This window comes from Dermacoccus sp. BD5 (assembly GCF_044878485.1).
GTDB lineage: Bacteria > Actinomycetota > Actinomycetes > Actinomycetales > Dermatophilaceae > Dermacoccus > Dermacoccus nishinomiyaensis.
Genome location: NZ_JANJER010000001.1, coordinates 348,995 through 374,845, shown reverse-complemented (window position 1 = coordinate 374,845; position 25,851 = coordinate 348,995). Strand labels below are relative to the sequence as shown.

General features: G+C 68.8%; 19 protein-coding genes. 14 read left to right on the top strand and 5 right to left on the bottom strand.

The window, feature by feature from the left end; genetic code table 11:
• Nucleotides 1-100: 100 nt before the first annotated feature.
• From glgB to NQ706_RS01575, 3 genes are read right to left on the bottom strand one after another with little or no spacing between them, the layout of a single operon-like run.
• Nucleotides 101-4,609 (bottom strand): 1,4-alpha-glucan branching protein GlgB, encoded by a 4,509-nt coding sequence (glgB, locus tag NQ706_RS01585; RefSeq protein WP_038567417.1) that lies wholly within the window; start codon nt 4,607-4,609, stop codon nt 101-103.
• Nucleotides 4,609-6,429: a maltose alpha-D-glucosyltransferase gene (treS, locus tag NQ706_RS01580; RefSeq protein ID WP_038567419.1), complete on the bottom strand. Its 1,821-nt coding sequence runs from the start codon at nt 6,427-6,429 to the stop codon at nt 4,609-4,611. The genes glgB and treS overlap by 1 nt, the downstream gene beginning before the upstream one ends.
• A gap of 2 nt (nt 6,430-6,431) precedes the next feature.
• Nucleotides 6,432-8,633 (bottom strand): alpha-1,4-glucan--maltose-1-phosphate maltosyltransferase, encoded by a 2,202-nt coding sequence (locus NQ706_RS01575; RefSeq protein ID WP_268746222.1) that lies wholly within the window; start codon nt 8,631-8,633, stop codon nt 6,432-6,434.
• Nucleotides 8,634-8,787: 154 nt separating this feature from the next.
• On the opposite strand from NQ706_RS01575, the gene NQ706_RS01570 reads away from it, so the two are divergent.
• Nucleotides 8,788-9,153 carry a hypothetical protein gene (locus NQ706_RS01570; protein ID WP_051805733.1) on the top strand — a complete coding sequence of 122 codons (366 nt, stop codon included), beginning with the start codon at nt 8,788-8,790 and terminating at the stop codon, nt 9,151-9,153.
• A complete protein-coding gene (locus NQ706_RS01565; RefSeq protein ID WP_038567424.1) occupies nt 9,153-9,641 on the top strand; it encodes a hypothetical protein in 489 nt (162 codons plus the stop codon). The genes NQ706_RS01570 and NQ706_RS01565 overlap by 1 nt, the downstream gene beginning before the upstream one ends.
• A gap of 186 nt (nt 9,642-9,827) precedes the next feature.
• Here NQ706_RS01565 and glgX read toward each other — a convergent pair whose 3' ends face one another.
• Nucleotides 9,828-12,062 (bottom strand): glycogen debranching protein GlgX, encoded by a 2,235-nt coding sequence (glgX, locus tag NQ706_RS01560; RefSeq protein ID WP_038567427.1) that lies wholly within the window; start codon nt 12,060-12,062, stop codon nt 9,828-9,830.
• Between the two features lie 33 nt (nt 12,063-12,095).
• Here glgX and NQ706_RS01555 point away from each other — a divergent pair, with 33 nt between their 5' ends.
• The 6 genes from NQ706_RS01555 to NQ706_RS01530 all read left to right on the top strand — a co-directional run bounded on the left by NQ706_RS01555 (nt 12,096) and on the right by NQ706_RS01530 (nt 18,277).
• Nucleotides 12,096-12,641: a T3SS (YopN, CesT) and YbjN peptide-binding chaperone 1 gene (locus NQ706_RS01555; protein ID WP_038567429.1), complete on the top strand. Its 546-nt coding sequence runs from the start codon at nt 12,096-12,098 to the stop codon at nt 12,639-12,641.
• A gap of 3 nt (nt 12,642-12,644) precedes the next feature.
• The gene (locus NQ706_RS01550; protein ID WP_006946011.1) at nt 12,645-13,442 is read left to right on the top strand and encodes an enoyl-CoA hydratase/isomerase family protein; all 798 of its coding nucleotides are present in this window, start codon (nt 12,645-12,647) and stop codon (nt 13,440-13,442) included.
• Between the two features lie 2 nt (nt 13,443-13,444).
• On the top strand, nt 13,445-13,972 hold the full coding sequence (locus tag NQ706_RS01545; protein ID WP_006945992.1) for a hypothetical protein: 528 nt from the start codon (nt 13,445-13,447) through the stop codon (nt 13,970-13,972).
• Between the two features lie 105 nt (nt 13,973-14,077).
• Nucleotides 14,078-14,857: an electron transfer flavoprotein subunit beta/FixA family protein gene (locus NQ706_RS01540; protein ID WP_038567433.1), complete on the top strand. Its 780-nt coding sequence runs from the start codon at nt 14,078-14,080 to the stop codon at nt 14,855-14,857.
• Nucleotides 14,858-14,894: 37 nt separating this feature from the next.
• On the top strand, nt 14,895-15,851 hold the full coding sequence (locus NQ706_RS01535) for an electron transfer flavoprotein subunit alpha/FixB family protein (protein ID WP_038567436.1): 957 nt from the start codon (nt 14,895-14,897) through the stop codon (nt 15,849-15,851).
• Nucleotides 15,852-17,056: 1,205 nt separating this feature from the next.
• Nucleotides 17,057-18,277, top strand: coding sequence for an MFS transporter (locus NQ706_RS01530; RefSeq protein ID WP_038567438.1), 1,221 nt, complete (start codon nt 17,057-17,059; stop codon nt 18,275-18,277).
• A 13-nt stretch (nt 18,278-18,290) separates the two neighbouring features.
• Here the strand turns inward: NQ706_RS01530 and NQ706_RS01525 are convergent, their stop codons facing one another.
• A complete protein-coding gene (locus tag NQ706_RS01525; protein ID WP_038567440.1) occupies nt 18,291-19,295 on the bottom strand; it encodes a GNAT family N-acetyltransferase in 1,005 nt (334 codons plus the stop codon).
• Nucleotides 19,296-19,497: 202 nt separating this feature from the next.
• On the opposite strand from NQ706_RS01525, the gene NQ706_RS01520 reads away from it, so the two are divergent.
• From NQ706_RS01520 to gatC, 6 genes are all read left to right on the top strand, one after another.
• Nucleotides 19,498-20,640: a cysteine desulfurase family protein gene (locus NQ706_RS01520; RefSeq protein WP_235182038.1), complete on the top strand. Its 1,143-nt coding sequence runs from the start codon at nt 19,498-19,500 to the stop codon at nt 20,638-20,640.
• The gene (gene mnmA, locus NQ706_RS01515; RefSeq protein ID WP_038567444.1) at nt 20,640-21,797 is read left to right on the top strand and encodes a tRNA 2-thiouridine(34) synthase MnmA; all 1,158 of its coding nucleotides are present in this window, start codon (nt 20,640-20,642) and stop codon (nt 21,795-21,797) included. The genes NQ706_RS01520 and mnmA overlap by 1 nt, the downstream gene beginning before the upstream one ends.
• A gap of 3 nt (nt 21,798-21,800) precedes the next feature.
• Complete coding sequence (locus NQ706_RS01510; RefSeq protein ID WP_038567447.1) at nt 21,801-22,829, top strand: methionine synthase; 1,029 nt, start codon at nt 21,801-21,803, stop codon at nt 22,827-22,829.
• 136 nt (nt 22,830-22,965) lie between these two features.
• Nucleotides 22,966-25,278 carry an NAD-dependent DNA ligase LigA gene (gene ligA / locus NQ706_RS01505; protein ID WP_051806386.1) on the top strand — a complete coding sequence of 771 codons (2,313 nt, stop codon included), beginning with the start codon at nt 22,966-22,968 and terminating at the stop codon, nt 25,276-25,278.
• Nucleotides 25,271-25,507: a glutaredoxin domain-containing protein gene (locus NQ706_RS01500; protein ID WP_038567449.1), complete on the top strand. Its 237-nt coding sequence runs from the start codon at nt 25,271-25,273 to the stop codon at nt 25,505-25,507. The genes ligA and NQ706_RS01500 overlap by 8 nt, the downstream gene beginning before the upstream one ends.
• A gap of 47 nt (nt 25,508-25,554) precedes the next feature.
• Entirely contained in the window at nt 25,555-25,851 is a 297-nt protein-coding gene (gene gatC / locus NQ706_RS01495; RefSeq protein ID WP_038567452.1) for an Asp-tRNA(Asn)/Glu-tRNA(Gln) amidotransferase subunit GatC, read from the top strand.

The following is a 25,851-nucleotide window of genomic DNA, read 5'->3' as shown; positions in this document are numbered from 1 at the left end:
CGCCCGAACCGATGCCCCGAGCGAGGCGGGGCGGACGTGACGAGGCCGGCCGCATCCCTGGCGGGTACGGCCGGCCTCATGCGCTCGACCGAGCGGGTCGTCAGTCGCGCTGACGCGTCTGGTCGGCGGCGTCGCGAGCCTCGTCGTCGGCGCCCCAGCGGCCACCCTCGACGTCCTCGTCGAGGCCGCCACCGGGCGTGCCGGTGATGTCCTTGAGGTGCTCGACGGGCTCGTCATCCGTCTCGTCCTCGCCGGCCGGCGTGAAGGCACGCTCGTGCGCCTTCGACTCGGTCTGCTCGACGTCGAAACCACCCTCGTCCGCGTGGTCGACGGGGTGCGTCGCCGGGACGCCGGTACGCGAACGCGCCTGCTGGTCGCCGGCCGCTCCCTGAGCGTCCTCGGCCTGCGTGCCGCCACGCGAACCGTCGAGCGGCTGATCGAGTGCGCCCGGGTTGCCTGCGGCGTCCTCGAGTGGCGCGCCCGCGATGAGGGCCTCGGACGGCTGCCCGTCGGACGAACTCGTCGCTGCGTTCTGGTCACTCATCGTGTTCTCCTGTCGTGCCGTTGCGGTGGACGATGAATCGGCGCCACCGGCCTGCTCGGTAGCGGTGTGCGCAGCCACCTGTGTCATGTCGGGGCGCGTCGCCGGCTCGAACCACACGACACCGAGCGGCGGCATCGTGATCTCGGCCGAGTACGGCTGACCGTCCCAGGGGATCTCCTCGGCCGCGACCGAACCCAGGTTACCGACGCCCGAGCCGCCGTAACCCTCGGCGTCGGTGTTGACGATCTCGTTCCACGTACCGGGGTGGGGCAGGCCCACGCGGACGCCGTGGTGCGGGTTGCCGGCGAAGTTCGCGGCGATCGCGACGACGGGGCGGTACCCGTCAGCTTCGGCGGGCGCAAATCGCAGCCACGTGTAGGCGTTGCGGCCCGCGTCGTCGGCGTTGATCCACGAGAAGCCCTCCTCCGAGTGGTCGAGGGCCCACAGGGCCGGGCGCTCGCGGTAGGCGCGGTTGAGGTCCTTCATCATCGCGTGCACGCCGTAGTGCGCGGGCTGGTCGAGCAGCCACCAATCGAGGCTGCGACCGTCAGCCCACTCGGCCTCCTGCGCGAACTCCGAACCCATGAAGAGCAACTGCTTGCCGGGGTGGGCCCACATGTACGCGAGGTAGGCGCGCACGTTGGCGAGCTGCTGCCAGCGATCACCGGGCATCTTGCGCAGCAGGCTGCCCTTGCCGTGCACGACCTCGTCGTGGCTGACGGGCAGCACGAACTGCTCGCTGAACGCGTAGACGAGCGCGAACGTCAGGTCGTGGTGATGATGCTGACGGTAGATCGGCTCACGCGCGACGTAGTCGAGCGAGTCGTGCATCCAGCCCATGTTCCACTTGAGCCCGAAGCCCAGGCCGCCGGTGTCCGTCGAGCGGGTGATGCCCGGCCACGACGTCGACTCCTCGGCGATGATGACGGCACCCGGCGTGCGCTTGTACGCCGTCGCGTTCGTCTCCTGCAGCAGCTGCACGGCTTCGAGGTTCTCCTGGCCGCCGAACTTGTTCGGCACCCATTCGCCGTCCTTGCGGGCGTAGTTGAGGTACAGCATCGAGGCGACACCGTCGACGCGCAGACCGTCGGCGTGGAACTCCTCGAGCCAGTACAGCGCGTTGGCGACGAGGAAGTTGCGCACCTGCGGGCGGCCGTAGTCGAAGATGTTCGAACCCCACTCGGGGTGCCAGCCCTTGCGCGGGTCCGGGTGCTCGTAGAGCGCCTGGCCGTCGAAACGGGCGAGCGCCCACTCGTCGGTGGCGAAGTGGCCGGGAACCCAGTCGAGGATGACGCCGATGCCCTCCTGGTGGAGGCGGTCGACGAGGAACTTGAAGTCGTCCGGGTCGCCGAAGCGGCTGTTCGGCGCGTAGTAGCTCGTGACGTGATAGCCCCAGCTCGGCGGGTACGGGTGCTCCATCACGGGCATGAACTCGACGTGCGTGAAGCCCAGATCCTTGACGTAGTTGACGAGGTGCTCGGCCATCTCGCGGTAGCTGAGCCCCTGACGCCACGAACCGAGGTGCACCTCGTACGTCGACATCGGGCCGTGGTGCGCGTTCGTCTCGGCGCGCTTCGTCATCCACGCGTCGTCGTTCCACTCGTAGTGCGAGCTCGTCACCTTCGACGCCGTCGCGGGCGCCGTCTCCGCGAGGCGCGCCATCGGGTCGGCCTTCGCGCGACGCACGCCGTCGCTGCACAGGATCTCGAACTTGTACGCGGTGCCCTCGCGCACGTCGGGGACGAACAGCTCCCACACGCCCGACTCCCCGAGCGTGCGCATGCCGTGGCCGACGCCGTCCCAGTGGTTGAAGTCGCCGACGACGCGCACGGCCTTGGCATTGGGCGCCCAGACGGCGAACGCGGTGCCCGTGACGTCACCCTTGATGCTCGGGTAGGTGCGCACGTGGGCGCCGAGGACGTTCCACAGCTCCTCGTGGCGCCCCTCACCGATGAGGTGGAGGTCGATCTCGCCGAGGGACGGCATGAAGCGGTACGGGTCGTCGCCGCGGTGCTCGCTGCGGTCGTCATACGTCGTGATGACGCGGTAGTCGGGCATGTACTCACCCGCGATCGCACCGGCCCAGATGCCATCGTGCTCGTGCGTGAGCTCGAGCGAGGTCTCGCCCATGTCGATGACGACGCCACGCGCCATCGGGCGCACGACGCGGAACGTGATGACGCCGTTCTCGACGTGCGCGCCGAGAACGCGGTGCGGGTCACGGTGCTCACCGGCGACGACGGCGTCGAGTTCGCTCACCTCGACGCGCGACGGCGAGACGGCGGGCGAGGCGGCGCCGAGGGCGCGCGCGTCGGTGGTCGAAGCGTTGCTCGTCTCACCGGCGGCGCTCAGGCCACCGGCAGAACCCGCGTCGCTCGCGGCCGCCTCGGGCTTGTCTCCGGCAGCCGCGACGGTCGTGTCACCCGTCGCGGGTGCGCCCTGCGGCGCGACGAGCGGAGCGGCGCCAGAAGCGTCGGCATCCTGCGTCGAGACGAGGGGAGCGCCGTTCGTGTCGGCCGACCTCGTCGAGGCAGGAGTGGGCGTCGTGCTGTCGTCGGAGGTCATGGTGCTCCTTTCCGCGGCGCCGGTGGGCGCGGCGTCGTCCTCGTCGGCGGGCGTCATCGTGGGCGCCTCGCCGTGGGTCGCGGACGAGTCGGTGGAGGTGGTGAGGATGCGGCCGACGGCGTCGGCGGGGATGCTCAGCCAGTCGGGGCGGTTGCGGGCCTCGTACGAGCACTCGTAGAGCGCCTTGTCGAGCACAAACAGGTCGAGCAGGTCGCGGTCGACGGCGCCGAGTTCACTCTCGTAACCCGCGAGGAACGCGTCCTGAGCGGCGCTGACCCACGCGCGGCGGTCGCCGTCGGCGCCGGCGATCTCGTTCTCGATCGTGCCACCGGCGTAGTCGAACGAACGCAGCATGCCCGCGACGTCGCGCACGGCGACGTCCGGTGCCGAGCGCTCCTCGAGCGGACGCAGAGGCTCGCCCTCGAAGTCGAGCAGGACCCACCCACGCCCGGGTACGTCGAGCACCTGGCCGAGGTGGTAGTCGCCGTGGATGCGCTGGAAGCGCGGCCACTGCGCGCTGCGCCCGGCGTCGATGCGGTGGGCGATCTGCGTGGCGCGCTCCGCGAGCTGCGGCGCGTCGTTGAGGGCCGCTGCCGCTCGCTCGTGCATCTCGTCGACGAGGGCATCGACACGGTCGGCGTCGGCCTCGACGCTCGGCAACACCTCGGCGAGGGTGCGGTGCACCTGCGCCGTCGTACGACCGAGTTCGCGGGCGCCGTCGGTGAAGTCACGGTTCTCGCGAGCCGCGTCGAGGGCCTCACGCCAGGCGTCCCGCACGTCGGGCATGAACTCCTGCGCGAACGCGAGGTCCGCGACGAGCTGCTCGCGAGAGTGACGCCCCTCCGTGTACGAACCACTGAGAGATGCCAGCAGCGCCGGCACGTGCGTGTTGCCCGCGCTCGTCAGGGCCCCCGTCACCTCGATGTCGGGGTTGGCGCCGACGTTGAGCACACGGAACAGCTTGGCGATGAGCTGCTCGCCGTCGTCGAGGGTGTAGATGATCGACGTGTTCGACTGCTCGCCACGCAGCACCGTGGCGCTGCGCACCGTGGCGAGATCGGCGCTCTGCGGACCGGGCCGGCCTGCGACGCTCATCTCGACGACACCGTCGCTGCGCTCGGCCTGCGTGCCGCCCGACGCCATCGTCGCGAGCAGGACGGCGGCGAACACCGGGTCGTGCGGGCCGTCGTAGACGTAGCGCGTGCCGAGCGCGGAGTGCTCGATCGTGCCGATGAAGGCGTGCTCCAGCTCCGGCGCGCGCTCACCACGGTAGGTGACGGGCACCTGGTAGGTGGTCTCGTGCTCGGCGTCGAGATCGCGCAGGAACATCACCTCGAGGCCGACCTCACCTGCCGGGTCCTCGAAGCGGAAGGCACTCACCTTGCGCAGGTGCGGCTCACGGCCCTTGGCCTGGAACCAGCGCTGCGTCGCCACCCACGGCGTGAGCAGTTCGAGCTTGCCGGGTGACAACGTGGCGCCGGAATGGATCTCGGCGACCATCAGAGGTCCTTTCCCTCAGCGTCCGAGGTGGTGTCGTCCTTGAACTCGTCGAGCACCTCGGAGGCGTTGGCCTCCGGGGTACCGGTCGCGGCGGGCAGCGCGTCGTCGGCGCTGACGTCGGACTCGATCGCCAGCCAGTAGAAGCCGCGCGAACCGAGCATGACGGTGACCGTGCCGTCCTCACCGATCTGACCGAAGCCCTGACCGCCGAAGATGTCGGTGAGCTTCGCGCCGGCGAACTTGGCAGCGACCTGCACCCGGGCGCCCTGCGGGCGCGAGCTCAGGTTGTTGATGCACAGCAGGTGCTTCGTCGTCGTGTTCTCGGCCTTCGCGTCCTCGTCCGACATCGAGCGCGTGAACGCGAGGACGGCGTCGTTGTCGGCCGGGGCGACGACGAAGTCGCCCATGCCGAACGCGGGGTAGCGCGAACGCACCGAGAGCATGCCGCGCGTCCAGTGCAGCAACGACGCGCTCGAGGCCATCTGCGCCTCGACGTTGACGTTGTTGTGGTGGTACACGAGGCTCTGGATGACCGGCAGGTACAACTTGCCCGGGTCGGCCGTCGAAAAACCGGCGTTGCGATCCGGCGTCCACTGCATCGGCGTGCGCACCGCGTCACGGTCGTCGAGCCAGATGTTGTCGCCCATGCCGATCTCGTCACCGTAGTACAGGCACGGCGAGCCGGGCAGCGACAGCAGCAGGGCGTTGATCAGCTCAATCTCGGCGCGACTGTTGTCGAGCAGCGGCGCGAGGCGACGACGGATACCGACGTTGGCGCGCATGCGCGGATCGGGGGAGTACCAGCCGTACATCGCGGCGCGCTCCTCCGGCGTCACCATCTCGAGCGTCAGCTCGTCGTGGTTGCGCAGGAAGGTGCCCCACTGGGTGCCCTTGGGGATCGGGGGCGTCTCGGCGAGGACGTCGATGATGGGCGTCGCCTTCTCCTCGCGCAACGAGTAGTAGATGCGCGGCATGACGGGGAAGTGGAAGCACATGTGGCATTCCGGTTCTTCCTCGGTGCCGAAGTAGTCGACGACCTCGTGCGGCATCTGGTTGGCCTCGGCGAGCAGGACGCGGCCAGGGTATTCCTCGTCGACCATCCGGCGCAGTTCGACGAGGAACTCGTGCGTCTTCGGGTGGTTCTCGCCGTTGTGCCCCTCCTCCTCGAACAGGTACGGCACGGCGTCGAGACGGAAGCCGTCGATGCCCATGTCCATCCAGTACCGGACGATGTCGAACATCTCCTCCTGCACGGCCGGGTTCTCGAAGTTGAGGTCCGGCTGGTGGGAGAAGAAGCGGTGCCAGAAGAACTGACGACGTACCGGGTCGAAGGTCCAGTTCGACTCCTCGGTGTCGACGAAGATGATGCGCGCGTCCTCGTACTTCTCGTCCGTGTCGGACCAGACGTAGTAGTCGCCGTACGGGCCTTCCGGGTCCTCGCGGCTCGCCTGGAACCACGCGTGCTGGTCGCTCGTGTGGTTCATGACGAAGTCGGTGATGACGCGGATGCCGCGCGCATGCGCCTGCGCGACGAGCTCCTGGAACTCGGGCAGCGTGCCGAACTCGGGCAGCACCTGCTTGTAGTCGGCGATGTCGTATCCGCCGTCGCGCAGCGGCGAGGCGTAGAACGGCGGCAGCCACAGGCAGTCGACGCCAAGCCACTGCAGGTAGTCGAGTCGGGCCATGAGGCCCGAGAAGTCGCCGGATCCGTTGCCCGTCGAGTCGCTGAAACCGCGCACGAGGACTTCGTAGAACACGGCCTTACGGAACCACTGCGGGTCGTGCTTCAGACCCGGCTGGTGCAGACCAAGACCTTGCATGCTCAGAACTTCCTCACGTGGATGATGTGGACGTTTTCGGCGTCCGGCCCGAGCCGGACGAAGTTGTGCTCGCCCCAGTGCCAGGTGGCGTCGCTCAGCAGGTCGTGCGCGACGAACCCTTCGTCCCCGCGCAGTCCGAGCGCGCCCATGTCGAGGTGCACCCAGGTCTCGCGCGTCGCGTGCGGGTCTGTGTTGGCGATGACGATGATCGTGTCCTGGCCGCCGTTGGCGCCGTCTCCGATGTCGCGGCTCTTGGAGAAGACGATGAAGTTCTCGTCGTCGACGCCGTGCCAGCGCAGGTTGCGCAGGTGCTCGAGCGCCGGGTGGGCGCGGCGGATCTCGTTGAGCCGGCGCAGGTACCAGTCGATCGACTGGCCCTCCTTGGGCCCGCCGGGGGCGTAGTCGGCCCAGCGACGGTCCTTGAACTGGTACTTCTCGTTGTCGTTCTGCTCCTGGGCGCCGGGGCGGGCCACCGACTCCATGAGCTCGTACCCGGCGTAGATGCCGTAGGTCGGCACGAGCGTGGCAGCCAGCGCCGCGCGCAGCTTCCAGGCCGCCGGGCCGCCGTACTGCATGTACGGCGTGAGGATGTCGTGCGTCGTCGGCCAGAAGCTCGGACGCATGTAACTCGCCGTGTCGCCGATGAGTTCGTCGAGGTACTCGCGGATCTCCCACGGCTGGTGGCGCCAGGCGTAGTACGTGTAGCTCTGCTGGAAGCCGATGCGGCCGAGGTTGTGCATCATCGCGGGCTTCGTGAAGGCCTCTGCGAGCCAGATCACCTCGGGGTGGTCCTTCGCGACGTCGGCGATCAGCCACTGCCAGAACTCGACGGGCTTCGTGTGCGGGTTGTCGACGCGGAAGATCGTGATGCCGTGGTCGATCCACACCTGGATGACGCGACGCACCTCGGCGTAGATGCCGGCCGGGTCGTTGTCGAAGTTGAGCGGATAGATGTCCTGGTACTTCTTCGGCGGGTTCTCCGCGTAGGCGATCGTGCCGTCGCTGCGCGTCGTGAACCACTCCGGGTGCGAGGTGACCCAGGGGTGGTCGGGCGCGCACTGCAGCGCGATGTCGAGCGCCACCTCGAGGCCCAGTTCGTTCGCGCGGGCGACGAACGCGTCGAGGTCGTCGAAGTCACCGAGCGACGGCTCGATGGCGTCGTGACCGCCGTCCTTCGACCCGATGGCGTACGGCGAACCAGGATCCTCCGGGCCAGCCGTCAACGTGTTGTTCGGGCCCTTGCGGTTGACCTCGCCGATCGGGTGGATCGGGGTGAGGTAGACGACGTCGAAACCCATGTCGGCGACGGCGGGCAGACGCTCGGCGGCGGTGCGCAGCGTGCCCGAGACCCACTTCTGCGTCTCCTCGTCGAAGTGAGCGCCCTCGGAGCGGGGGAATAACTCGTACCACGCGCCCGTCAGCGCCAGCTTGCGCTCGACGAGCCAAGGGTAGTCGCGGCTGGGGGAGACGAAGTCGCGCAGCGGCAGCCGCTCGAGCACGTCCTTGACCTCGGCGGACGTGCCGGCCGCGAGACGCTCGTCGTCGCTGCGCGAGGTGTCGCGCAGGGTCGTGACGGCGTGGCGCAGGACGCGCTCGTCAGCATCGTCGTAGGTGTTGGTCGCACACGCGCGCTCGAGCACACGGGCGCCCTCTTCGAACATGACCTCGACGTCGACCCCCGCGGCGACCTTGATCGTCGCGTCGTGATCCCACGTCCCGTACGGGTCGCTCCAGCCCTCGACACGGAAGTGCCAGACGCCCTCGTGGTCGGCTTCGGCCTCGCCCGTCCACAGGTCGAGCCCCGGGTTCACGCACGTCATCGGGACGATCCGCTCGACGCCGTGCGGCGACGTCATGACGAGGGAGGCGTTGACGGCGTCGTGACCCTCGCGGAACACGGTGGCGCGCACCGTGAACGGCTCGTCGACGACCGACTTCGTCGGCAGGTTGCCGCAGTCGACGATCGGCATGACGTCGGTGACGGGGATGCGGCCGATGCCGCGCGGTGCGTCATCCGCGCGCGCGACGGTGGGTGCGTGCGCGTCCGGTTCGGGACGCTTCTCCTCGGTGTCGGGCGTGTAGCGGCCGGTCTCGGGCGAGGAACTCGCCGGGGTGGACGCGGCGGGTGCGCCCAGGTCGTCGTCACTGGCCGACGTGGCAGTGAGATCTGACGTCAGGGGCTCGGAGTCGGGGAACGGGGGCATCTCACCTGGCTGAGAAACTGTCACGTCCGTCACGCTACCCAATGCCACCGACAACCGCCTCCCGGCGGCGATTTCGTGGACAGTGACCCGCGCCGCGAGGTGACGGCGACTGCGTCGTAGGGCTGGTACTCATCGCCGGGACTACGATGTTCGGGTGTTTCTGCCGTTGACCGTCGCGCTGCTCGTGACGACGTGCGTCCTCGCCCTGCTGGCCCTCGTCGCCACCGTCCGCGGACGCCCGATCGACAACCCGATGTTCTACCTGACGATCGCCATCGAGGTTCTTCTCGTCATCCAGTTGATCGTCGGCATCGCGACGTCGGGTTCGGCGGATCCGCACATGAACGTCGGCGTCTTCATCGCCTATCTCGTCGGTCTGATCTTCGTGCTGCCCGTCGCCGGGTTCTGGGCCATCGCCGAACGCGAATCGCGCTGGGGTACAGCGGTGCTCCTCGTCGGCGCCGTCGGCCTCGCCGTCATGATCGGCCGTCTCATGCAACTGTGGAACGGACATGCCTGATGCCTGAACTCTCCTCGACGCCCACCGAATCGCGCGAGCAGGCCTCGCAGCCGGGGCGTTCCGACGCCTCGACGGTCGAAGGCGGCCAGGCCTCGCCGACCGGGCGCGTCAACACCGGGCCGGGGCGCATGCTCGTCGCCGTCTACGGGTTGTTCGCGCTCGCCGCGACGGGGCGCTCGATCATGCAGATCGCGCAGTCGTTCGACAAGGCGCCCGTGCCGTACCTGCTGTCGGCGCTCGCCGCCATCATCTACATCGTCGCGACGGTGGCGCTCGCGCGCGGCAACCACGCGTCCGTGCGCCTCGCACGGGCGACGATCACCTTCGAGCTCGCCGGAGTTCTCATCGTCGGATTGTGGAGTGTCCTGCAGCCCAGCGCCTTCCACGACAAGACGGTGTGGTCGCACTTCGGCCAGGGCTACGGCTTCGTCCCGCTCATCCTGCCGATCGTCGGCCTGTGGTGGCTGCGCCGCAACGCCACCCGCTGAACCTGCGCCATCCCGGTCACGCTGCGTCCGCAGCCGCGTTCCGTGACGGACGAGCGCCCGCAGCCGAATCACTTGTTGCTCGTTGCGTCGTGCAGCGGCTGTGGCTGGCGTCGTCGTGACGACAGGTAGGGGTTGTGGAGATTCGCGCTTCTGGGAGCGCGTTTCTCCTCGACCCTTTCCGGGAGCTCAGCCGCGCGACGGCGTGAGCACGAGCATCGACGGGCCGTCGACGACGAATGTGTCACCGCTCGCGACAATTCGGTCCTCTGACGGCGGCGCCGACTGCGCCGAATCCCACACGACGCTCCAGCCGCCCCCGTGCGGTGACGGTGGCAGCGTCACCGTCGCAGCGTCGAGCGCCCCGTGCAGGACGAGCAGCACCGACTCGTCGTCAGTGCTGCTGGCGTCGAACAAGGCCTGCAGCGTCCGCGTCGAGGGGGACGTCCACTCGGCGTCACTCAGCCCGACCCCGGCCGCGGAGAACCAGCGCACGTCAGGCTCACCCGCCACGGCGCGGGAGCCGGGATAGAAATCAGGATGGCGCAGCACGCCGAAGCGGCGCCGTAGGGCGAGCAGGTGCCGCGTCGTCGCGAGCAGATCACGCTGGGCCGGGGAGTGATTCCAGTCGGCCCAGCCGATCGGCGAATCCTGGCAATAGGCGTTGTTGTTGCCATGCTGCGTTCGAGCGAACTCGTCGCCTGCGGTCAGCATCGGCACGCCGGCCGACAGCAGCAACGTGCCGAGCATGTTGCGCATCGAGCGCAGTCGTCGGGCTGCGAGATCCGCTGCCATATCGCCCGCACCACCCGAGCCGCTCCCGGCAGCGGCGTCTGACGTCGGCTCACCATCCGACTCGTCGACCGCGTCACTCGGCCAACCCTCGACACCGTGATTCCACGACCGGTTGTCACTCGTGCCGTCGCGGTTGTCTTCCCCGTTGGCCTCGTTGTGCTTCGTCTCGTAGGCCGTCAGGTCGGCGAGCGTGAAACCGTCGTGCGCCGTGACGTAGTTGATCGACGCCTGCGGCCGGCGCAGCGGGCCGCCGACCAGGTCCTGCGACCCGGTCAAACGCGTCGCGAGATCCGCCACCCCGCCGCCGGGGTGCTGCCCGCCGCCACCGTCGCCTCGTGATGCCGCCGCAAGGTCGGCGAGCCAGAAGTCACGCACCGTGTTGCGGAACCGGTCGTTCCACTCGGCGAAGCCGGCGGGAAACTGCCCTGTTCGCCACCCGTGGAGGCCGATGTCCCACGGCTCGGCGATCAGCGTCACCTGCGACAGCACCGGGTCTGCCTGCATCGCCATGAGCAGCGCCGCCCGGGGGTCGAAGTCATCACCGGGCGCTCGCCCGAGCGCGACGGCGAGGTCGAAGCGAAAACCGTCGACGTGATACTCGCTCACCCAGTGCCGCAGGGAATCGAGCACGAGGCGCATGACGGCGGGTTCGCGCACGTCGAGGGTGTTGCCGCAGCCGGTCACGTCGATGTCCTCGCCGTGCTCGCCGAGACGGTAGGAGCTCACATTGTCGAGTCCGCGCAGCGACAACGTCGCGCCCTCGTGGCCGCCCTGCTCGCACGTGTGGTTGTAGACGACGTCGAGGATGACCTCTAGCCCCGCCGTGTGCAGCGACCTCACCATCGACTTGACCTCGTCGACGACCCCCTGCGCATCGCTCGCATGGGCATACGCCGCGTGCGGCGCGAAGAAACCGAGCGTGTTGTAACCCCAGTAGTTGTTCAGCCCCAGCTTGACCAGGTGCGGTTCGTCGACGAACGCATGCACCGGCAGCAGTTCGACGCTCGTCACGCCGAGATCGCGCAGGTACGTCGTCATCGACGCGTGCGCGAGCCCCGCGTAGGTGCCGCGCAGTTCTTCGGGGACGTCGGGATGCTGCACCGTCAGACCCTTGACGTGCGCCTCGTAGATGACGCGGTCGGCGTCACGCACCTGGGGGCGGGCGTCGCCGCCCCAGTCGAAATCGTGGCTGACGACGACGCCGTGCGGCACGAACGGCGCGGAATCGCGGTCGTCCCGCACCCGGGCGTCGCCCGCGAACGCGTCGTCGACGACGTGCCCAAACACTTCGGGCAGCCACGTCATCTCGGCGCTGACGGCGCTCGCATAGGGGTCGAGCAGCAGCTTCGCGGGGTTGTGACGCAGGCCCGCCGCGGGCGCCCACGCTCCGTGCGCGCGGTACCCGTATGTCGTCCCGGGGCCGGCCGCCGGAACGAACGCCGCCCAATGGCCGCCGTCGAGGCGCGTCATCGAAACGCGCGACTCGCCCGCCGGGGCATCCTGCGTGCCGAACAGGCACAGTTCGACGGCGCTCGCGTGGGCCGCGACGACGCAGAAGATCGCGCCGTCCCGCTCGAGCGTGACGCCCGGACGAGGGGTGCGGACGAAGACTCGTTGCGGGTCGGCCATGCGAACCAGGATAAGAGTCGGTAGGTTGGCCACATGACTGATCCCACAGCTCTGCCCAACTTCGGCCAGCCCGCTCCGACGCCCGGCACGGGCGCCGGCGACACCTCCGGCGCGGCCTCCCTCACGGACAAGATCGTCGGCATCCTCGGCGGTTTCGGTTTCAACCCGCAGATCGACTCCGACGGCGACATCATGTACTCCGTCGAGGACCAGAACCTCTTCGTGCGCGTCATGGAGGGTGAGATCGCTCTGATTCGCCTGTTCGGTCAGTGGCAGATCACGGACGACATCACGTCCGACCTGACCAAGCGCCTCAACGCGGCCAACGACGTCACCCTCAGCCTCAACATCGTCAAGGTCGGCATCGCGCGCGACATGGTCGTCGTCTCCGGTGAGCACCTCGTGACGCCGGATCTCGATCTCGAAATGGTGCTGCCGTCGACGACGCAGATGATCCTGCAGGCGACGCAGCTGTGGCACCAGAGCGCCAGCTCCGACGGCCCGCACGCGGCCGAGGGCGGCGTCCCCGCGTTCGCGCAGCCCGGCGAGGGTGGCGCGCCTGCCGGCGGGCAGGCCTGAGCCATGGCTGAGCAGGTCGCCTACGGCCAGTGGGTCAAGCTGGATGTGACGGACGGTGTCGCCACCATCCGCATCGATCGACCCAAGATGAACCCGCTCGACGCGGAGATCCAGGATTCGCTCGCGCGTGTCGCGGCCGACCTGCTCGACGACGCCGACGTGCGCGCCGCCATCATCACCGGTGGAGACAAGGTGTTCGCGGCTGGCGCCGACATCAAGGAGATGCAGCAGCTCGACTACGTCGACATGGTCGAACGTGGCACGAAGCTGCAGAACGCGTTCCGCGCGCTCGCCGAGCTGCCGTTCCCGACGGTCGCCGCCATCGAGGGGTACGCCCTCGGCGGCGGCTGCGAACTCGCCATGACGGCGGACTTCCGCATCGCCGCGAACGACGCGACGCTCGGCCAGCCCGAGATTCTGCTCGGCGTCATCCCGGGTGCGGGCGGCACGCAGCGGCTCGCTCGTCTCGTCGGGCCGTCGAAGGCGAAGGACATCGTCTTCTCCGGTCGCTTCGTCAAGGCTGACGAGGCGCTGGAGATCGGTCTCGTCGACGAACTCGTCGAGCCCGGCACGACGTACGAGGCGGCGCTCGCGAAGGTCAAGCCGTTCGTCAACGGCCCGCGTGTCGCCCTGCGCGCCGCGAAGGAGGCCATCAACCGTGGCCTCGACGGCGACCTCGCGACGGGGCTCGCCATCGAGTCGCAGCTGTTCACCGGCCTGTTCGCCACGAAGGACCGCGAGATCGGCATGCGTTCGTTCGTCGAGCAGGGGCCGGGCAAGGCGCAGTTCGAAGGCCGCTGAGCATGATCAAGCAGTGGAAGGTCGAACCCGATTGGCAGGAGCCGTTCCTGGCGGCTCTCGCCGATCGGGGCGCGACCCCCGCGCAGCGTGACGACGCCCTCGGCGACGTCGACGACGCCTGCATCCGCCAGAACAAGACGGCACGCGAGATCTTCGGAGATCCCGTCGCCTACGGAAAGGACTACCCCGTGTCATCGCCCTTGACCGCCCGCGAGGCGGGCCAGGCGCGCACGCGCGCCATCGTGCTGGCCCTGGCCGGGCTCGTCGGCATGTTCTTCGCCCTGCTGGGCTGGACCGGCATGGTGCGCGACGTCGACAAGGTGTGGGGCGCGAACCCCACGATCTGGTTCGTCGTCGGCCTCGTCATCGCGATCGCGGCCGCGATCGTCGACACGCTCCTCGGCCGCAAGGCCGACTTCACACAGGGGGAGACGGGTGCCGCCTCGACTCTCGTCAACCGTCTGCTGCCCTGGATCATCGTCGCGCTGACGTTGATCGGTCTGCTCGTCGTCAAGCTGACGCACGGCTGATTCACTTCCTCACATCCACGATCCGTGCGAGGGCTCGACGCCGACGTTACCGACGGGTAACGTAATCTCGGACGGACAAGCTCCTACGAAAAGGACGGTAGACGCATGAACATCGTCGTCTGTGTCAAGCACGTGCCCGACGCCCAGGGCGAGCGCGGCTTCTCCGAGGACAACACCACCGACCGCGAGAACGTCGACGGCCTCCTGTCGGAGCTCGACGAGTACGCGGTCGAAGAAGCACTCAAGATCGTCGAGTCCGAAGGCGGCGAGGTGATGGCGCTGACCGTCGGCCCCGCCGACGCAGCCGAAGCAGTCAAGAAGGCGCTGCAGATGGGCGCCGACAAGGGCATCCACATCAGCGACGACGCCATCGCCGGCTCCGACGCCCTCGCGACGTCGCTCGTCATCGCCGAGGCCGTCAAGAAGGTCGGCCAGCCCGACATCGTGATGTTCGGTCTCGCCTCGACCGATGGCGGCATGAGTGTCATCCCGGCCATGGTCGCCGAGCGCCTCGGCCTGCCGCAGCTCACGCAGGTCTCGACCCTCGAGGTCTCCGGCGCTCAGGCGACGGGTCGTCGTGACTCCGACGTCGCCTCCGAGACGGTCGTCGCGTCGCTGCCGGCAGTCGTGTCGGTGACCGACCAGATCAACGAGCCGCGCTACCCGTCCTTCAAGGGCATCATGGCGGCCAAGAAGAAGCCGGTCGAGGAGATGAGCCTCGCCGACCTCGGTGTCGACGCCGGCCAGGTCGGTCTCGACGCCGCGGCCACCAAGGTGCTCGACACGACGAAGCGCCCCCCGCGCGAGCAGGGCGAGATCGTCACGGACGAGGGCGACGGCGGCACGAAGCTCGTCGAGTTCCTCTCCGGCGCCAAGCTCATCTGATCGCCACCGACACTTTCTGACTGAGGAGAAACACACCATGGCTGAAGTTCTCGTCCTGGTCGACCACGTCGATGGCCAGGTCCGCAAGGTCACCGCTGAGCTGCTGACGCTTGCCCGCCGCCTCGGCACGCCGTCCGCCGTCTTCGTCGGTTCGAACGTCGACGCCGCCCGCCCGCGTCTCGCGCAGTTCGGCGCCGAGAAGGTCTACGTCATCGACTCCGCCGAGGTCGACGGTCACCCGGCCCCGCTCGCCGAGGCGTTCGCCGCCGTCGTCGAGCAGGCCTCGCCGGCTGCCGTCCTGCTGCCCTCGTCGGGCACGAACAACGAGGCCGCGGCGCGCCTCGCCGTCAAGACCAACTCGGGTCTGACGACGGACGCCGTCAACGTCGAGGCCGGCGACGGTGGTGCGCCGGTGACGACGCAGTCCGTGTTCGCCGGTTCCTGGACGCTCAAGGCACAGGCCACGACGCCGATGTCGATCATCACGGTGAAGCCGAACTCGGCGACGCCGCAGGCGTCGCAGTCGCAGGCTGCTCCGGTCGCCGTCACCGTGTCTGTCTCGGACGCGGCGAAGAGCGCCCAGATCACCGACCGCAAGGAGAAGCAGAAGTCGGGTCGTCCCGAGCTCAGCGAGGCGCGCATCGTCGTCTCCGGTGGTCGCGGCACGAACGGTGACTTCTCGCCCGTCGAGGCGTTCGCCGACTCGCTCGGTGCGGCTGTCGGTGCCTCGCGCGCCGCCGTCGACGCCGGCTGGTACCCGCACACCAATCAGGTCGGCCAGACGGGCAAGCAGGTCTCGCCGCAGCTGTACGTCGCCGCCGGCATCTCCGGTGCCATCCAGCACCGCGCCGGTATGCAGACGTCCAAGACGATCGTCGCCGTCAACAAGGACGAGGAGGCGCCGATCTTCGAGCTCGTCGACTTCGGCGTCGTCGGCGACCTGTTCAACGTGCTGCCGCAGGCCACCGAGGCCGTCGCGAAGGCCAAGAACTGACCTGACGCACCTCTCGCGCGTCGAAGGCGCCCGGCTTCCCATCAGGGAGGCCGGGCGCCTTCGTCATGCCAACCGTTGCCCGCGAGCCGCTTGGTCCGTCCTGGGCCGCCGGTGCGGCGTCATCCGGTGGGTTGCTGATCGCTGTTGGGACATGATCCACCTTCGTCGCTGGGGGAGTACTCGCAGGTCGTCGCTGCACCTTCCAGAACGCGAGGCGCCTGATCGTCGACACGTGCGACCACCGGGGGCGTCGAGCGTCGACTCATCCTTGCCGGGGCCTGCCTCGCGCGGCGGGGGTCCGACGGTCAGCGAACCGTGCTTCGCAGCCGACCGCGAGAACTGGCTACCTCATAGAGCCAACTCTGAAGAGTTCTACCAGTACACTCAAGAATGTCAATCCGCCAGAGTTGACATGATGTAAACTCTGGGAGAGCACCATGCAACCGATTGAAATGCAGTTCATCGATTCCGCGTCGGCTGTCGAGGCGCTGAAGGGCCCCCGGGTAAGACCTGTTTCTCACTGATCAGCTCGCTTCTGATCCAGACCGAGTCGGCCCACTGACTTGGAGCGGCGGGGCTTGCGTCGCGGGGTGGGGTGCCCATGTGGGACTACTGGGGCAGTTCCGAGGGGCTGCCGGCTTCGGGTTGGAAAATACATGTTTCGAGGATCAGAGTGAAGAGAAGATTGTCTGCTCTCTACTTCCGGCAATCCCACCGATCGTTGGCCGGCTCGAGGATGATGTTTTGGACGCCTGTACGCGCCACGTCTCGCGTCGCTTGAATATGTTGAATGTGAGTCAAGACTCACTCCCATCTATCGCTCAGGCAGATGCGCGCAGTCCTCATCTCGTCGAGGGAGCTGCTGGCCTCCTTCTTGCCGCCAAAGCTCTTGAGGTGGGCGGGCGCCGCGTGAGTCACGGTCTGGATATGTTCCGAAATCGTCTTTCTCGACCCGTTTACAGTCACAGTCTCGGGTGGCACGCCGGCTTGGCGGGTTTGCTGAGAACTCTCGATGCGTCGAGCGCGCAGGCGTGGCTCGCCGCCAACCTCGCGCAGCTGGGCCGCCGCTTGGATTTGGGAACGTCCTCCCCTGCGCATACGGCTCGCGGAGTATGGGGGGCTGAGCATGGGCTTGGCGCCCTCGACCTGTCGCTGAGAAGACTGTCGATCGATGTCTGCAAAAGTGTCCTCGGGGAAGCTGTTCTATGACGATTACCAAAGGTCGGTCTGCTTTTTCCCTGTGGTTCGCGGGCGAGACCGTGTCGCAGCTGGGCACGTCTTTGGCGATGCTTGGGTGGACGCTCCTCGCCTACTCCGTGACGCACGACGTCAGGGCCGCGGCGCTGGTGGGTGCATTGCGCACCGCCACTCAGATCGTCACCGTGCTACCGGGCGGGCTGATCTCGGATCGCCTTGACCGTCGCAGCCTGCTCCTCCTCGACGCCGGGGTAGAGGTGCTCCTCTACGGCGTGCTCGCTGCCTTCATCGTCACCGACGTGCTGAGTCTCGGGCTGCTCGCAGCGCTGGCCGTCATCCAAGGCGCGTGCAGTGGGGCACTGGGCTCGGTGCGCCACACCGTTCTGCCTGACCTCGTCGAGGAGGATGAATTAGGAGAGGCCGTCGCGCGCATGCAGACGAGGGACGCGGTAATCGCCACCCTCGGCCCGCCCCTCGGTGGTGTGCTCTACGGCATCGCGCCGGTAGTGCCGTTCATGTCCAACGTGGTGCTCTCGGCAATGGAGTGGGCATTCACGACGCGCTTGCCGCGCCGCCTCGGCACACTCGACCGCGAGCGGCCCACCGAGCCTCTGCATGCCGCGCTGTTCGCAGGGTTCGGGTGGCTGCGTCGTTCGCGCGCGGCCCAGACGCTCCTGCTACTCGGGCTCATCGGGAACTGCGCGGTCATCTCACTCGCCATCGGGCTCAACCTGCACCTGCAGGCAACGGGGCAGGGCGCCTGGCGTGTGGGTGTGGTGGACGGCGTCGCAGGAATTGGCCTCGTGCTCGGCGGAATGCTCGCCCAGCGGGTCATCGGCCGGTGGTCGGCTCGTGCGCTCATCACGGCCGCGATGCTCACGATGGCGGTGCTCGTCGCCGTCCTCGCCGTCGCGCACAGCTTTGCGTGGATGGTGGGCCTCACCCTCCTGCTCTTCGTGCCCGTACCCACCGTCGCGGTGGCGGGGCAGCCCTACCTGCTCGGTCTCATCCCCGACGAACTGCGTGGACGCGTGCTGACGGCGGCAGGCCTCGCCTCCCTCGTGTTCAGCGCGGGCGCACAGGCCTTGGCCGGTCTCGTGCTCGGCTCGGCCGGTTTCGCGGCGCTCGCCTGGGGCGTGGCCGTCCTGCTACTGCTCGCGGCCGCCGTGGGGGCGTTCTCGGCGGAGGTGCGCGCCATCCCGGGACCCGGTGCCGAGAGCGCGGAGTGATGACGGCGCGGCGTCACCACCCGGGCCAGCCTGCGGGCGTGACCCACAGGTGAGCGCCGACGATCTCCCGACCGACGCCGAGGGCATTGCGCAGCGAGGGTTGGTTGTCGGGGTGGATCGTGCCCCACAAGACGTCGCCGTCGGCGGCCGGCAGCATCTCGAAGAGGTGCTGCATCGCAGCGGGGGCGAGCTTTTGGCCGCGGTGCGGCGCGTCGATGACGTTCTCGGCGACGGTGAATCCCGTCATGCCATGGGCGTTCCAGCGAAAGGCGGCGATGATCCCGACGAGTCGGCCGGCGAGGTGGATGCCGAAGAGCGTTCCCGCCGCGGCGTGTTCGTCGAATTCCTCCGGGGTCTGGGGCGTGGACCACAGACGCGTCTCGGGGTTCTGTTCCGCCAGATCGTCGTGGACCCGCTCCGCGAGCCGCGACGCCGCCGATGCCGAGATGGGCGCGAGGGTCACGTCGTCGAACCTCGTGCTCCGAGGACGCTCTCGCAACTCGCGAATGAGACCGGCCACGAGGTAGGTGTCCACCTCTGTCTGAAACCCGAAGGCTTCAAGGGAAACGCGCGCCGAGTCCGGCGACGACGTGAAGACCTGGAGCCTCCCGGGCGCGAACGGGGCGTAGGACCGCGCGATCTCGTCGGCCATGGCGTGCCAGTGATCGCCCGACGACGCGTCGCCGACGTCGTGCGCCGCGATCTCCACGAACGGCTTGGTGAGGTCGCGACCTCGAAACCGGATCCCGGTGACGGCCCAGCCACCGCAGGGCAGGGTGAGGAGGCGATTGGCCCAGTCGACGGCATCGGGCACGTCGATGACGGCGACGCCGTCGCGGTAGGCGGCGCCGAACTCCTCGTCTCCGACCCACTCGGCACCTTCGGCGAGGTGGGCCCGCATGTTCGTGGCCAGCGTCGGTTCGTCGTACCAGTCGCGCAATCGGGGGTGGACGTCGCGCAGGGCAGCGGTCGTGATGGCGTCGTGGAGGCCGACTGAGGATTCAGGTGAGGTGGTCATCGCCGTCAGTGTGACCCGTGAGGTCCGCCGCATGCATCCGAATTTCCAGGGACCACACCGGGCCTGCGCGCCAGGCGTTCACCAGGCTCATCGGGCGCGACATGGCGCTGTCGGCGGGCGGGACTAAGCTTGGCGGGTGCCGAATCGCGTGTATCTCGACCATGCTGCCACCTCGCCGATCCACCCCGAGGTGATCGACGCGATGGCGAAACAGATGGCAATCGTGGGCAATGCGTCCAGCCTGCACACCAGTGGCCGCAATGCGCGCGGCGTCGTCGAGGAGTCGCGCGAGCGGATCGCAGCGGCTCTGGGGGCGCGTCCGTCGGAGGTCATCTTCACCTCCGGCGGCACCGAGAGCGACAACATGGCCATCAAGGGCACCTACCGCGCGACGCGCCGCATCGATGACGCGCGGCGCCGGCTCGTCGTCAGTGGCATCGAGCACCACGCCGTCCTCGACGCCGTCGAGGCGCTCGTCGCGCACGAGGGTGCGGCCGTCACCTGGGTCGAACCCACGAGCGACGGTGTCATCACGGCAGCAGCCGTCCGTGCCGCGATCGAGGCTGACGGTGGGCCGCGGACCGTCGCGCTCGTCAGCGTCATGTGGGCGAACAACGAGGTCGGCACCGTGCAGCCCATCGCCGAGATCGGTGCCGTCTGTGCGGAGTTCGCGATCCCGTTCCACACCGACGCGGTGCAGGCGATCGGCCACGTCGACGTCGACTTCGCCGCATCGAACACGACGATGCTCGCGCTCACCGGCCACAAGCTCGGCGGGCCGCAAGGCGTCGGAGCGCTGCTGCTCGCCCGCGACGCGAAGCTCGACCCGCTGACCCACGGCGGCGGCCAGGAGCGTCAGGTGCGCAGCGGAACGCTCGACGTCGCCGGCATCCGGGGCTTGGCCGTCGCCGTCGAACTCGCCTGTGCCGCACGCGAAGATGAGGCCGCGCGTCTCGTCGGCCTGCGTGACGCCCTCATCGACGGCGCCCTCGCGCTCGGCCTCGGCATCGAGATCAGCGGCGCCTGGACGCGCGGCGACAGCACGTCACGGCTCCCCGGCAACGCCCACCTGCGTGTTCCCGGTTGTGACGGCGACTCGATGCTCTACCTGCTCGACGCCGCGGGCGTCGAGTGCTCGACGGGCTCGGCGTGCCAGGCCGGCGTACCGCGTCCCAGCCACGTCCTGCTCGCCATGGGCATCCCCGAGGAACGAGCGCGCGGCGCATTGCGCCTCACCCTCGGGCATACCTCGACGCAGGCCGACGTTGACGCCTTCCTGGAGGCGCTGCCGGCCGTCGCCGAACGCGCCCGCAGAGCCCAGGAAGCTACCAGGAAGGTGTCGTGATGCGCGTCGTCGCCGCGATGAGCGGTGGAGTCGATTCCGCCGTGGCCGCCTCGCGCATGCTCGAGGCGGGCCACGACGTCGTCGGGGTCCACCTCGCGTTGTCCCAGTCGGCTGCCACGCTGCGCGAGAGCGCTCGCGGCTGCTGCACGATCGAGGACGCCGGTGACGCGCGCCGCGTCGCTGATCGCCTCGGCATCCCGTTCTACGTGTGGGACATGGCCGAGCGGTTCAAGGCCGATGTCGTCGAGGATTTCGTCGCCGAGTACGAAGCCGGACGTACCCCCAACCCGTGTCTGCGCTGCAACGAGAAGATCAAGTTCGCGGCGCTGCTCGACAAGGCGCTCGCGCTCGGTTTCGACGCCGTCGCGACCGGTCACTATGCGCAGATCGTCGAGGGCCCGAACGGCAAGGAGCTGCATCGGGCCGTCGACATGGCGAAGGACCAGTCGTACGTCCTCGGAGTGCTCGACGCCGAGCAGCTCGCGCACTCGTTCTTCCCGCTCGGCGACACGACGAAGCCGCAGATTCGTGAGGAGGCCGCGGCCAAGGGCTTCTACGTGGCGAACAAGCCCGACAGCCACGACATCTGCTTCATCGCCGACGGCGACACCAAGGCGTGGCTGACGAAGCGGCTCGGTGAGAAGCCCGGCGACATCGTCGACACCGACGGTGAGGTCGTCGGCCGGCACGAGGGCGCCTACGCGTACACCGTCGGTCAGCGTCGCGGGCTCGGACTCAAGGTGCCGCGCGACGACCACGCGAAGCGGTACGTCGTCGACGTCCAGCCGAAGACGAACACCGTCGTCGTCGGAACGGCCGATCTGCTCGGCGTCGACGTCATCGAAGGCTCGCATGCCCGCTGGCCCGGCCCGCCGCCCGTCGGTGAGGTGCGGCTCGGCGCGCAGCTTCGGGCGCACGGCGAGGAGTTTCCTGCGACCGTGACCGCTGACGATGACCGCGTCGTCGTGCGGCTCGACGCGCGCACACGCGGCGTGGCGCCGGGGCAGTCGGTCGTGCTGTACGAGGGCACGCGCGTCGTCGGGTCGGCGACGATCACCGCTACGTCACGTGCGCCGCGTCAGTCGAGTTCTGTTGTTACGGTGGGAGATTCGACGACAAGGTCTGACGGTTCCCCGAGCGTCGGGGCGAGTGAGTAGGCCGTGGCGGATCTTCTCGGGCCTCGCACGAGCGGCGTCGGTTCGCTGCCCGACGTCGGGTCGCGCGACGCCGTGCGGCAGGTGTGCGACCTGCTCGTCGGGGATGTTCCCGACGGCTTCGGCATCCCGTACGTTCCCGAGCAACCGGCGCGTGGGCCGGGCGCCGACATGATCGGCCGAGCTGGCGACCTGCTCGTCGAGATGCCGGTCGACCTGCAGCCCAGTGGCTGGCGCCTCACGCCCCCGGGCTCGGCTCGCGGGCGCGACCAGCGCCGCGCTCAAGGGTTCTTGCAACAGGATCTCGACGAGGTCGCCGAGGCCTACGACGGCTATGTCGGACCGCTCAAGACGCAGGTGTGCGGCCCGTGGACGCTGGCCGCGTCGCTGTGGTTGCCCCGCGGGGAACGCGTCGTCAGCGACGCCGGGGCGTCGCGAGATCTGGCACAGTCGCTGGCCGCGGGCGCCGTCGGCCACGTCGAGCACCTGCGACGTCTCGTGCCCGGCGCCGACGTCGTCGTCCAGCTCGACGAACCGAGCCTGCCCGCCGTGCTCGCCGGCTCGATTCGCTCGCTGTCCGGCATGCGCCGGCTGCATCCCGTCGACGAGGGGCGGGCCGGTGAGGTTCTGCGCGACGTCGTCGACGCGGTCAGGGCGAGCGGGGCGAGCGTGACGGCGCACTGCTGCGCGCCCGACGCGCCGATCGCGCTCCTGCGTCGCGCGGGCCTCGACGGTGTCGCGCTCGACACGACGCTCGTCGCCGAGCCCCAGTTCGACGCCCTGGGTGAGGCGATCGACGGCGGGATGACGCTGTGGGCCGGGCTCGTGCCAACCACGTCGACCGAGCGTCACCCGCGCGGCCACGTCGAACGGTTTCTCGCGATGTGGAACCGCATCGGATTCGGGGCTGCGGAGTTCGACCGTCTCGTCGTCACCCCCGCGTGTGGTCTGGCGACGCTGCCGCCCAAGGACGCCCTTCGCATTCAGCGCCTCGCGATCGAGGCGGCCACGATGCTGCGAGAAAGCGTCGGCTGACGGCGTCGACGCATCTGGTGCCATAGCTCGTCCTGGCGACGAGAGCGTCGAACCTGACGCAAGCAGCACACTCGCCTCGCGTGGCCTCAGCCGCGGAATTCCGGGGTTGTCGTGCCGGTGGTGCAGGATGGAGCACGTGAGCGAGACGACGCCCAGGAAGGGCCGCCAGGCGAAGGCGGACACGCTGCGCACCGACGTACCCGACGCGGTGCGCCACCGCGCTGCGGAACTGACCGAGCAGATCGACGGCCACCAGTTCGCGTACTACGTGAAGGATGCGCCGACGATCAGCGACGGCGAGTACGACGAGTTGTTGCGCGAACTGCAGGGCATCGAGGAGAGCTACCCCGAGCTGCGTTCGCCGGAGTCGCCGACGCAGCGAGTGGGGGGCACGTACTCGACGGAGTTCACGGCCGTCGACCACGTCGAGCGCATGCTGAGCCTCGACAACGCGTTCAGCCCGGAGGAACTCGCGGAATGGGGCGACCGCGTCGTGCGCGAGGCCAACACGAGCTTCCACTACCTGTGCGAGCTGAAGATCGACGGGCTCGCCATCAACCTGCTCTACGAGAACGGCAAGCTCGTGCGCGGCGTGACGCGCGGCGACGGGCGCACGGGCGAGGACGTCACGCTCAACGTCCGCACGATCCAGGGCATCCCGCTCGAACTGCACGGCGACGACCTACCTCAGCTCGTCGAGATCCGCGGTGAGGTGTTCTTCCCGGTCAAGGAGTTCGAGGCGCTCAACGCTTCGCTCGTCGAAGACGGCAAGTCGCCGTTCGCCAACCCGCGCAACGCGGCGGCGGGCTCGCTGCGACAGAAGGACCCGGCGAAGACGGCCAAGCGGCCGCTGCGGATGCTGGTCCACGGCATCGGCGCGCGCACCGGGTTCGACATCACCCGCCAGAGCGAGGCCTATGAACTGCTCGCCGACTGGGGGCTGCCGACGTCGCCCTACGCCAAGGTCCTCGACACGATGGACGAGGTGCAGAAGTTCGTCGCCCACTACGGGGAGCACCGGCACTCCGTCACGCACGAGATCGACGGCGTCGTCGTCAAGGTCGACGAGATCGCGGTGCAGCGCGCCCTCGGCGCGACGTCACGCGCGCCCCGCTGGGCCATCGCCTACAAGTACCCGCCCGAAGAGGTCAACACGAAGCTGCTCGACATCGAGGTCAACGTCGGACGTACCGGCCGCGTCACCCCGTTCGGCATGATGCAGCCCGTCAAGGTCGCCGGCTCGACGGTGTCGATGGCGACGCTGCACAACGCGTTCGAGGTCAAGCGCAAGGGCGTGCTGATCGGCGACACCGTGGTGCTGCGCAAGGCGGGCGACGTCATCCCAGAGATCGTCGGGCCCGTCGTCGAGGCGCGCACGGGCGACGAGCGGGAGTTCGTCATGCCGACGCACTGCCCGGCCTGCGGCACTGAGCTCGCCTACGAACGTGAGGGCAACAAGGACATCCGCTGCCCGAACGGCCGCACCTGTCCCTCCCAGTTGCGTGAACGCCTGTTCTCGCTCGCGAGCCGTGGCGCCTTCGACATCGAGGCCCTCGGCTGGGAGGGCGCCATCTCGCTGCTCGAATCGGGGGTGCTGACGGACGAATCCACCCTGTTCGACCTCACCTACGACGACCTCGCCCGGGTGCCCCTCTACACGCGCGTCGTGAAGAAGAGCGACCCGGAGGCCAAGGTGCGCGACGGACGCATCGTCTCGGCGACGGGGGAGAAACTGCTCGCCAACCTCGAAGTCGCCAAGACGCAACCGTTGTGGCGCGTCATCGTCGCCCTGTCGATCCGACACGTCGGCCCGACGGCGGCGCGCGCGCTCGCGACCCAGTTCGGTTCGATCGACGCAATCCGTGACGCCGACGAGGCGACGCTCGCCGCGACCGACGGCGTCGGCGCCGTCATCGCCCACTCGATCAAGGAGTGGTTCGCCGTCGACTGGCACGAGAACATCGTCGCCGGGTGGGCCGCGAGCGGCGTGCGCATGGAGGACGAACGAGACGAGTCGATCGAGCAGACCCTCGCCGGTCTGACGATCGTCGCGACCGGTTCGCTCGAGAACTTCACGCGTGACGGCGTCAAGGAGGCGATCATCGCGCGCGGCGGCAAGGCATCCGGCAGCGTGAGCAAGAAGACCGACTACGTCGTGCTCGGCGAGAACGCGGGGTCGAAGGCGACGAAGGCGGAGGAGCTGGGTCTGCGCATCCTCGACGAGGCCCAGTTCACGCGCCTGCTCGAGGGCGGCGCGGCCGCTCTCGGTGACGGAGTGGGCGACGACGAAGGCGCAGCGGGTGACGAAGTGTCCGAGCTTGCCGTCGACGACGCGCTCGAAGAAGCTCACGCTCCGGTCGATCCGGAGCCCGCCGCCACGGACGATGAAACCACGGACGGTGAAACCGCACCGGCCGACACCACGACGAAGGAACCTGACGATGAGTGACGTGACGATCTACTGGCGGCCGGGTTGCCCGTTCTGCACCCGCCTCGAGCGCGCGCTGGGCGCCGACGGCACGCGCGCGACGCGGCACAACATCTGGGAGGACGACGAGGCTCGCGAGTTCGTCGCGATGGTCAACGACGGCAACGAGGTCGTGCCCACCGTCGTCATCGACGGCCGTCCCCACACCAACCCCGACCCGGCCCTGGTCAAGAAGGCGCTCGTGGGCTGAGTGCCCACCCGAGCACGCCGATCCACACACCACATAGGATGACGCCCATGTCTTCTCTCTCCCGCGATGAGGTGGCGCACGTCGCCGGCCTGGCCCGCATCCAGCTCTCGGACGACGAACTGGAGACGTTCGCCGGCCAGCTCGACTCGATCGTCGGCTTCGTGGCCAGCGTCAGCGAGGTCGCGGCCGATGACATCCCGCCGATGTCGCACCCGCTGCCCCTGACGAACGTGACGCGTGCTGACGAGGTGCGAGCGTCGTTGAGCGGCGAGGAGGCGCTCGCGATGGCCCCGGCGAGCGAGCAGCAGCGCTTCGCGGTGCCGCGCATCCTCAGCGAGGACTGA

Excerpts from the sequence above, each read along its gene's own strand:
- glgB (WP_038567417.1), bottom strand. The coding sequence starts at position 4,609 with ATGGTCGCCGAGATCCATTCCGGCGCCACGTTGTCACCCGGCAAGCTC.
- treS (WP_038567419.1), bottom strand. The coding sequence starts at position 6,429 with ATGCAAGGTCTTGGTCTGCACCAGCCGGGTCTGAAGCACGACCCGCAG.
- NQ706_RS01575 (WP_268746222.1), bottom strand. The coding sequence starts at position 8,633 with ATGCCCCCGTTCCCCGACTCCGAGCCCCTGACGTCAGATCTCACTGCC.
- NQ706_RS01565 (WP_038567424.1), top strand. The coding sequence starts at position 9,153 with ATGCCTGAACTCTCCTCGACGCCCACCGAATCGCGCGAGCAGGCCTCG.
- glgX (WP_038567427.1), bottom strand. The coding sequence starts at position 12,062 with ATGGCCGACCCGCAACGAGTCTTCGTCCGCACCCCTCGTCCGGGCGTC.
- NQ706_RS01555 (WP_038567429.1), top strand. The coding sequence starts at position 12,096 with ATGACTGATCCCACAGCTCTGCCCAACTTCGGCCAGCCCGCTCCGACG.
- NQ706_RS01550 (WP_006946011.1), top strand. The coding sequence starts at position 12,645 with ATGGCTGAGCAGGTCGCCTACGGCCAGTGGGTCAAGCTGGATGTGACG.
- NQ706_RS01545 (WP_006945992.1), top strand. The coding sequence starts at position 13,445 with ATGATCAAGCAGTGGAAGGTCGAACCCGATTGGCAGGAGCCGTTCCTG.
- NQ706_RS01540 (WP_038567433.1), top strand. The coding sequence starts at position 14,078 with ATGAACATCGTCGTCTGTGTCAAGCACGTGCCCGACGCCCAGGGCGAG.
- NQ706_RS01535 (WP_038567436.1), top strand. The coding sequence starts at position 14,895 with ATGGCTGAAGTTCTCGTCCTGGTCGACCACGTCGATGGCCAGGTCCGC.
- NQ706_RS01530 (WP_038567438.1), top strand. The coding sequence starts at position 17,057 with ATGACGATTACCAAAGGTCGGTCTGCTTTTTCCCTGTGGTTCGCGGGC.
- NQ706_RS01525 (WP_038567440.1), bottom strand. The coding sequence starts at position 19,295 with ATGACCACCTCACCTGAATCCTCAGTCGGCCTCCACGACGCCATCACG.
- NQ706_RS01520 (WP_235182038.1), top strand. The coding sequence starts at position 19,498 with ATGGCGAAACAGATGGCAATCGTGGGCAATGCGTCCAGCCTGCACACC.
- mnmA (WP_038567444.1), top strand. The coding sequence starts at position 20,640 with ATGCGCGTCGTCGCCGCGATGAGCGGTGGAGTCGATTCCGCCGTGGCC.
- NQ706_RS01500 (WP_038567449.1), top strand. The coding sequence starts at position 25,271 with ATGAGTGACGTGACGATCTACTGGCGGCCGGGTTGCCCGTTCTGCACC.
- gatC (WP_038567452.1), top strand. The coding sequence starts at position 25,555 with ATGTCTTCTCTCTCCCGCGATGAGGTGGCGCACGTCGCCGGCCTGGCC.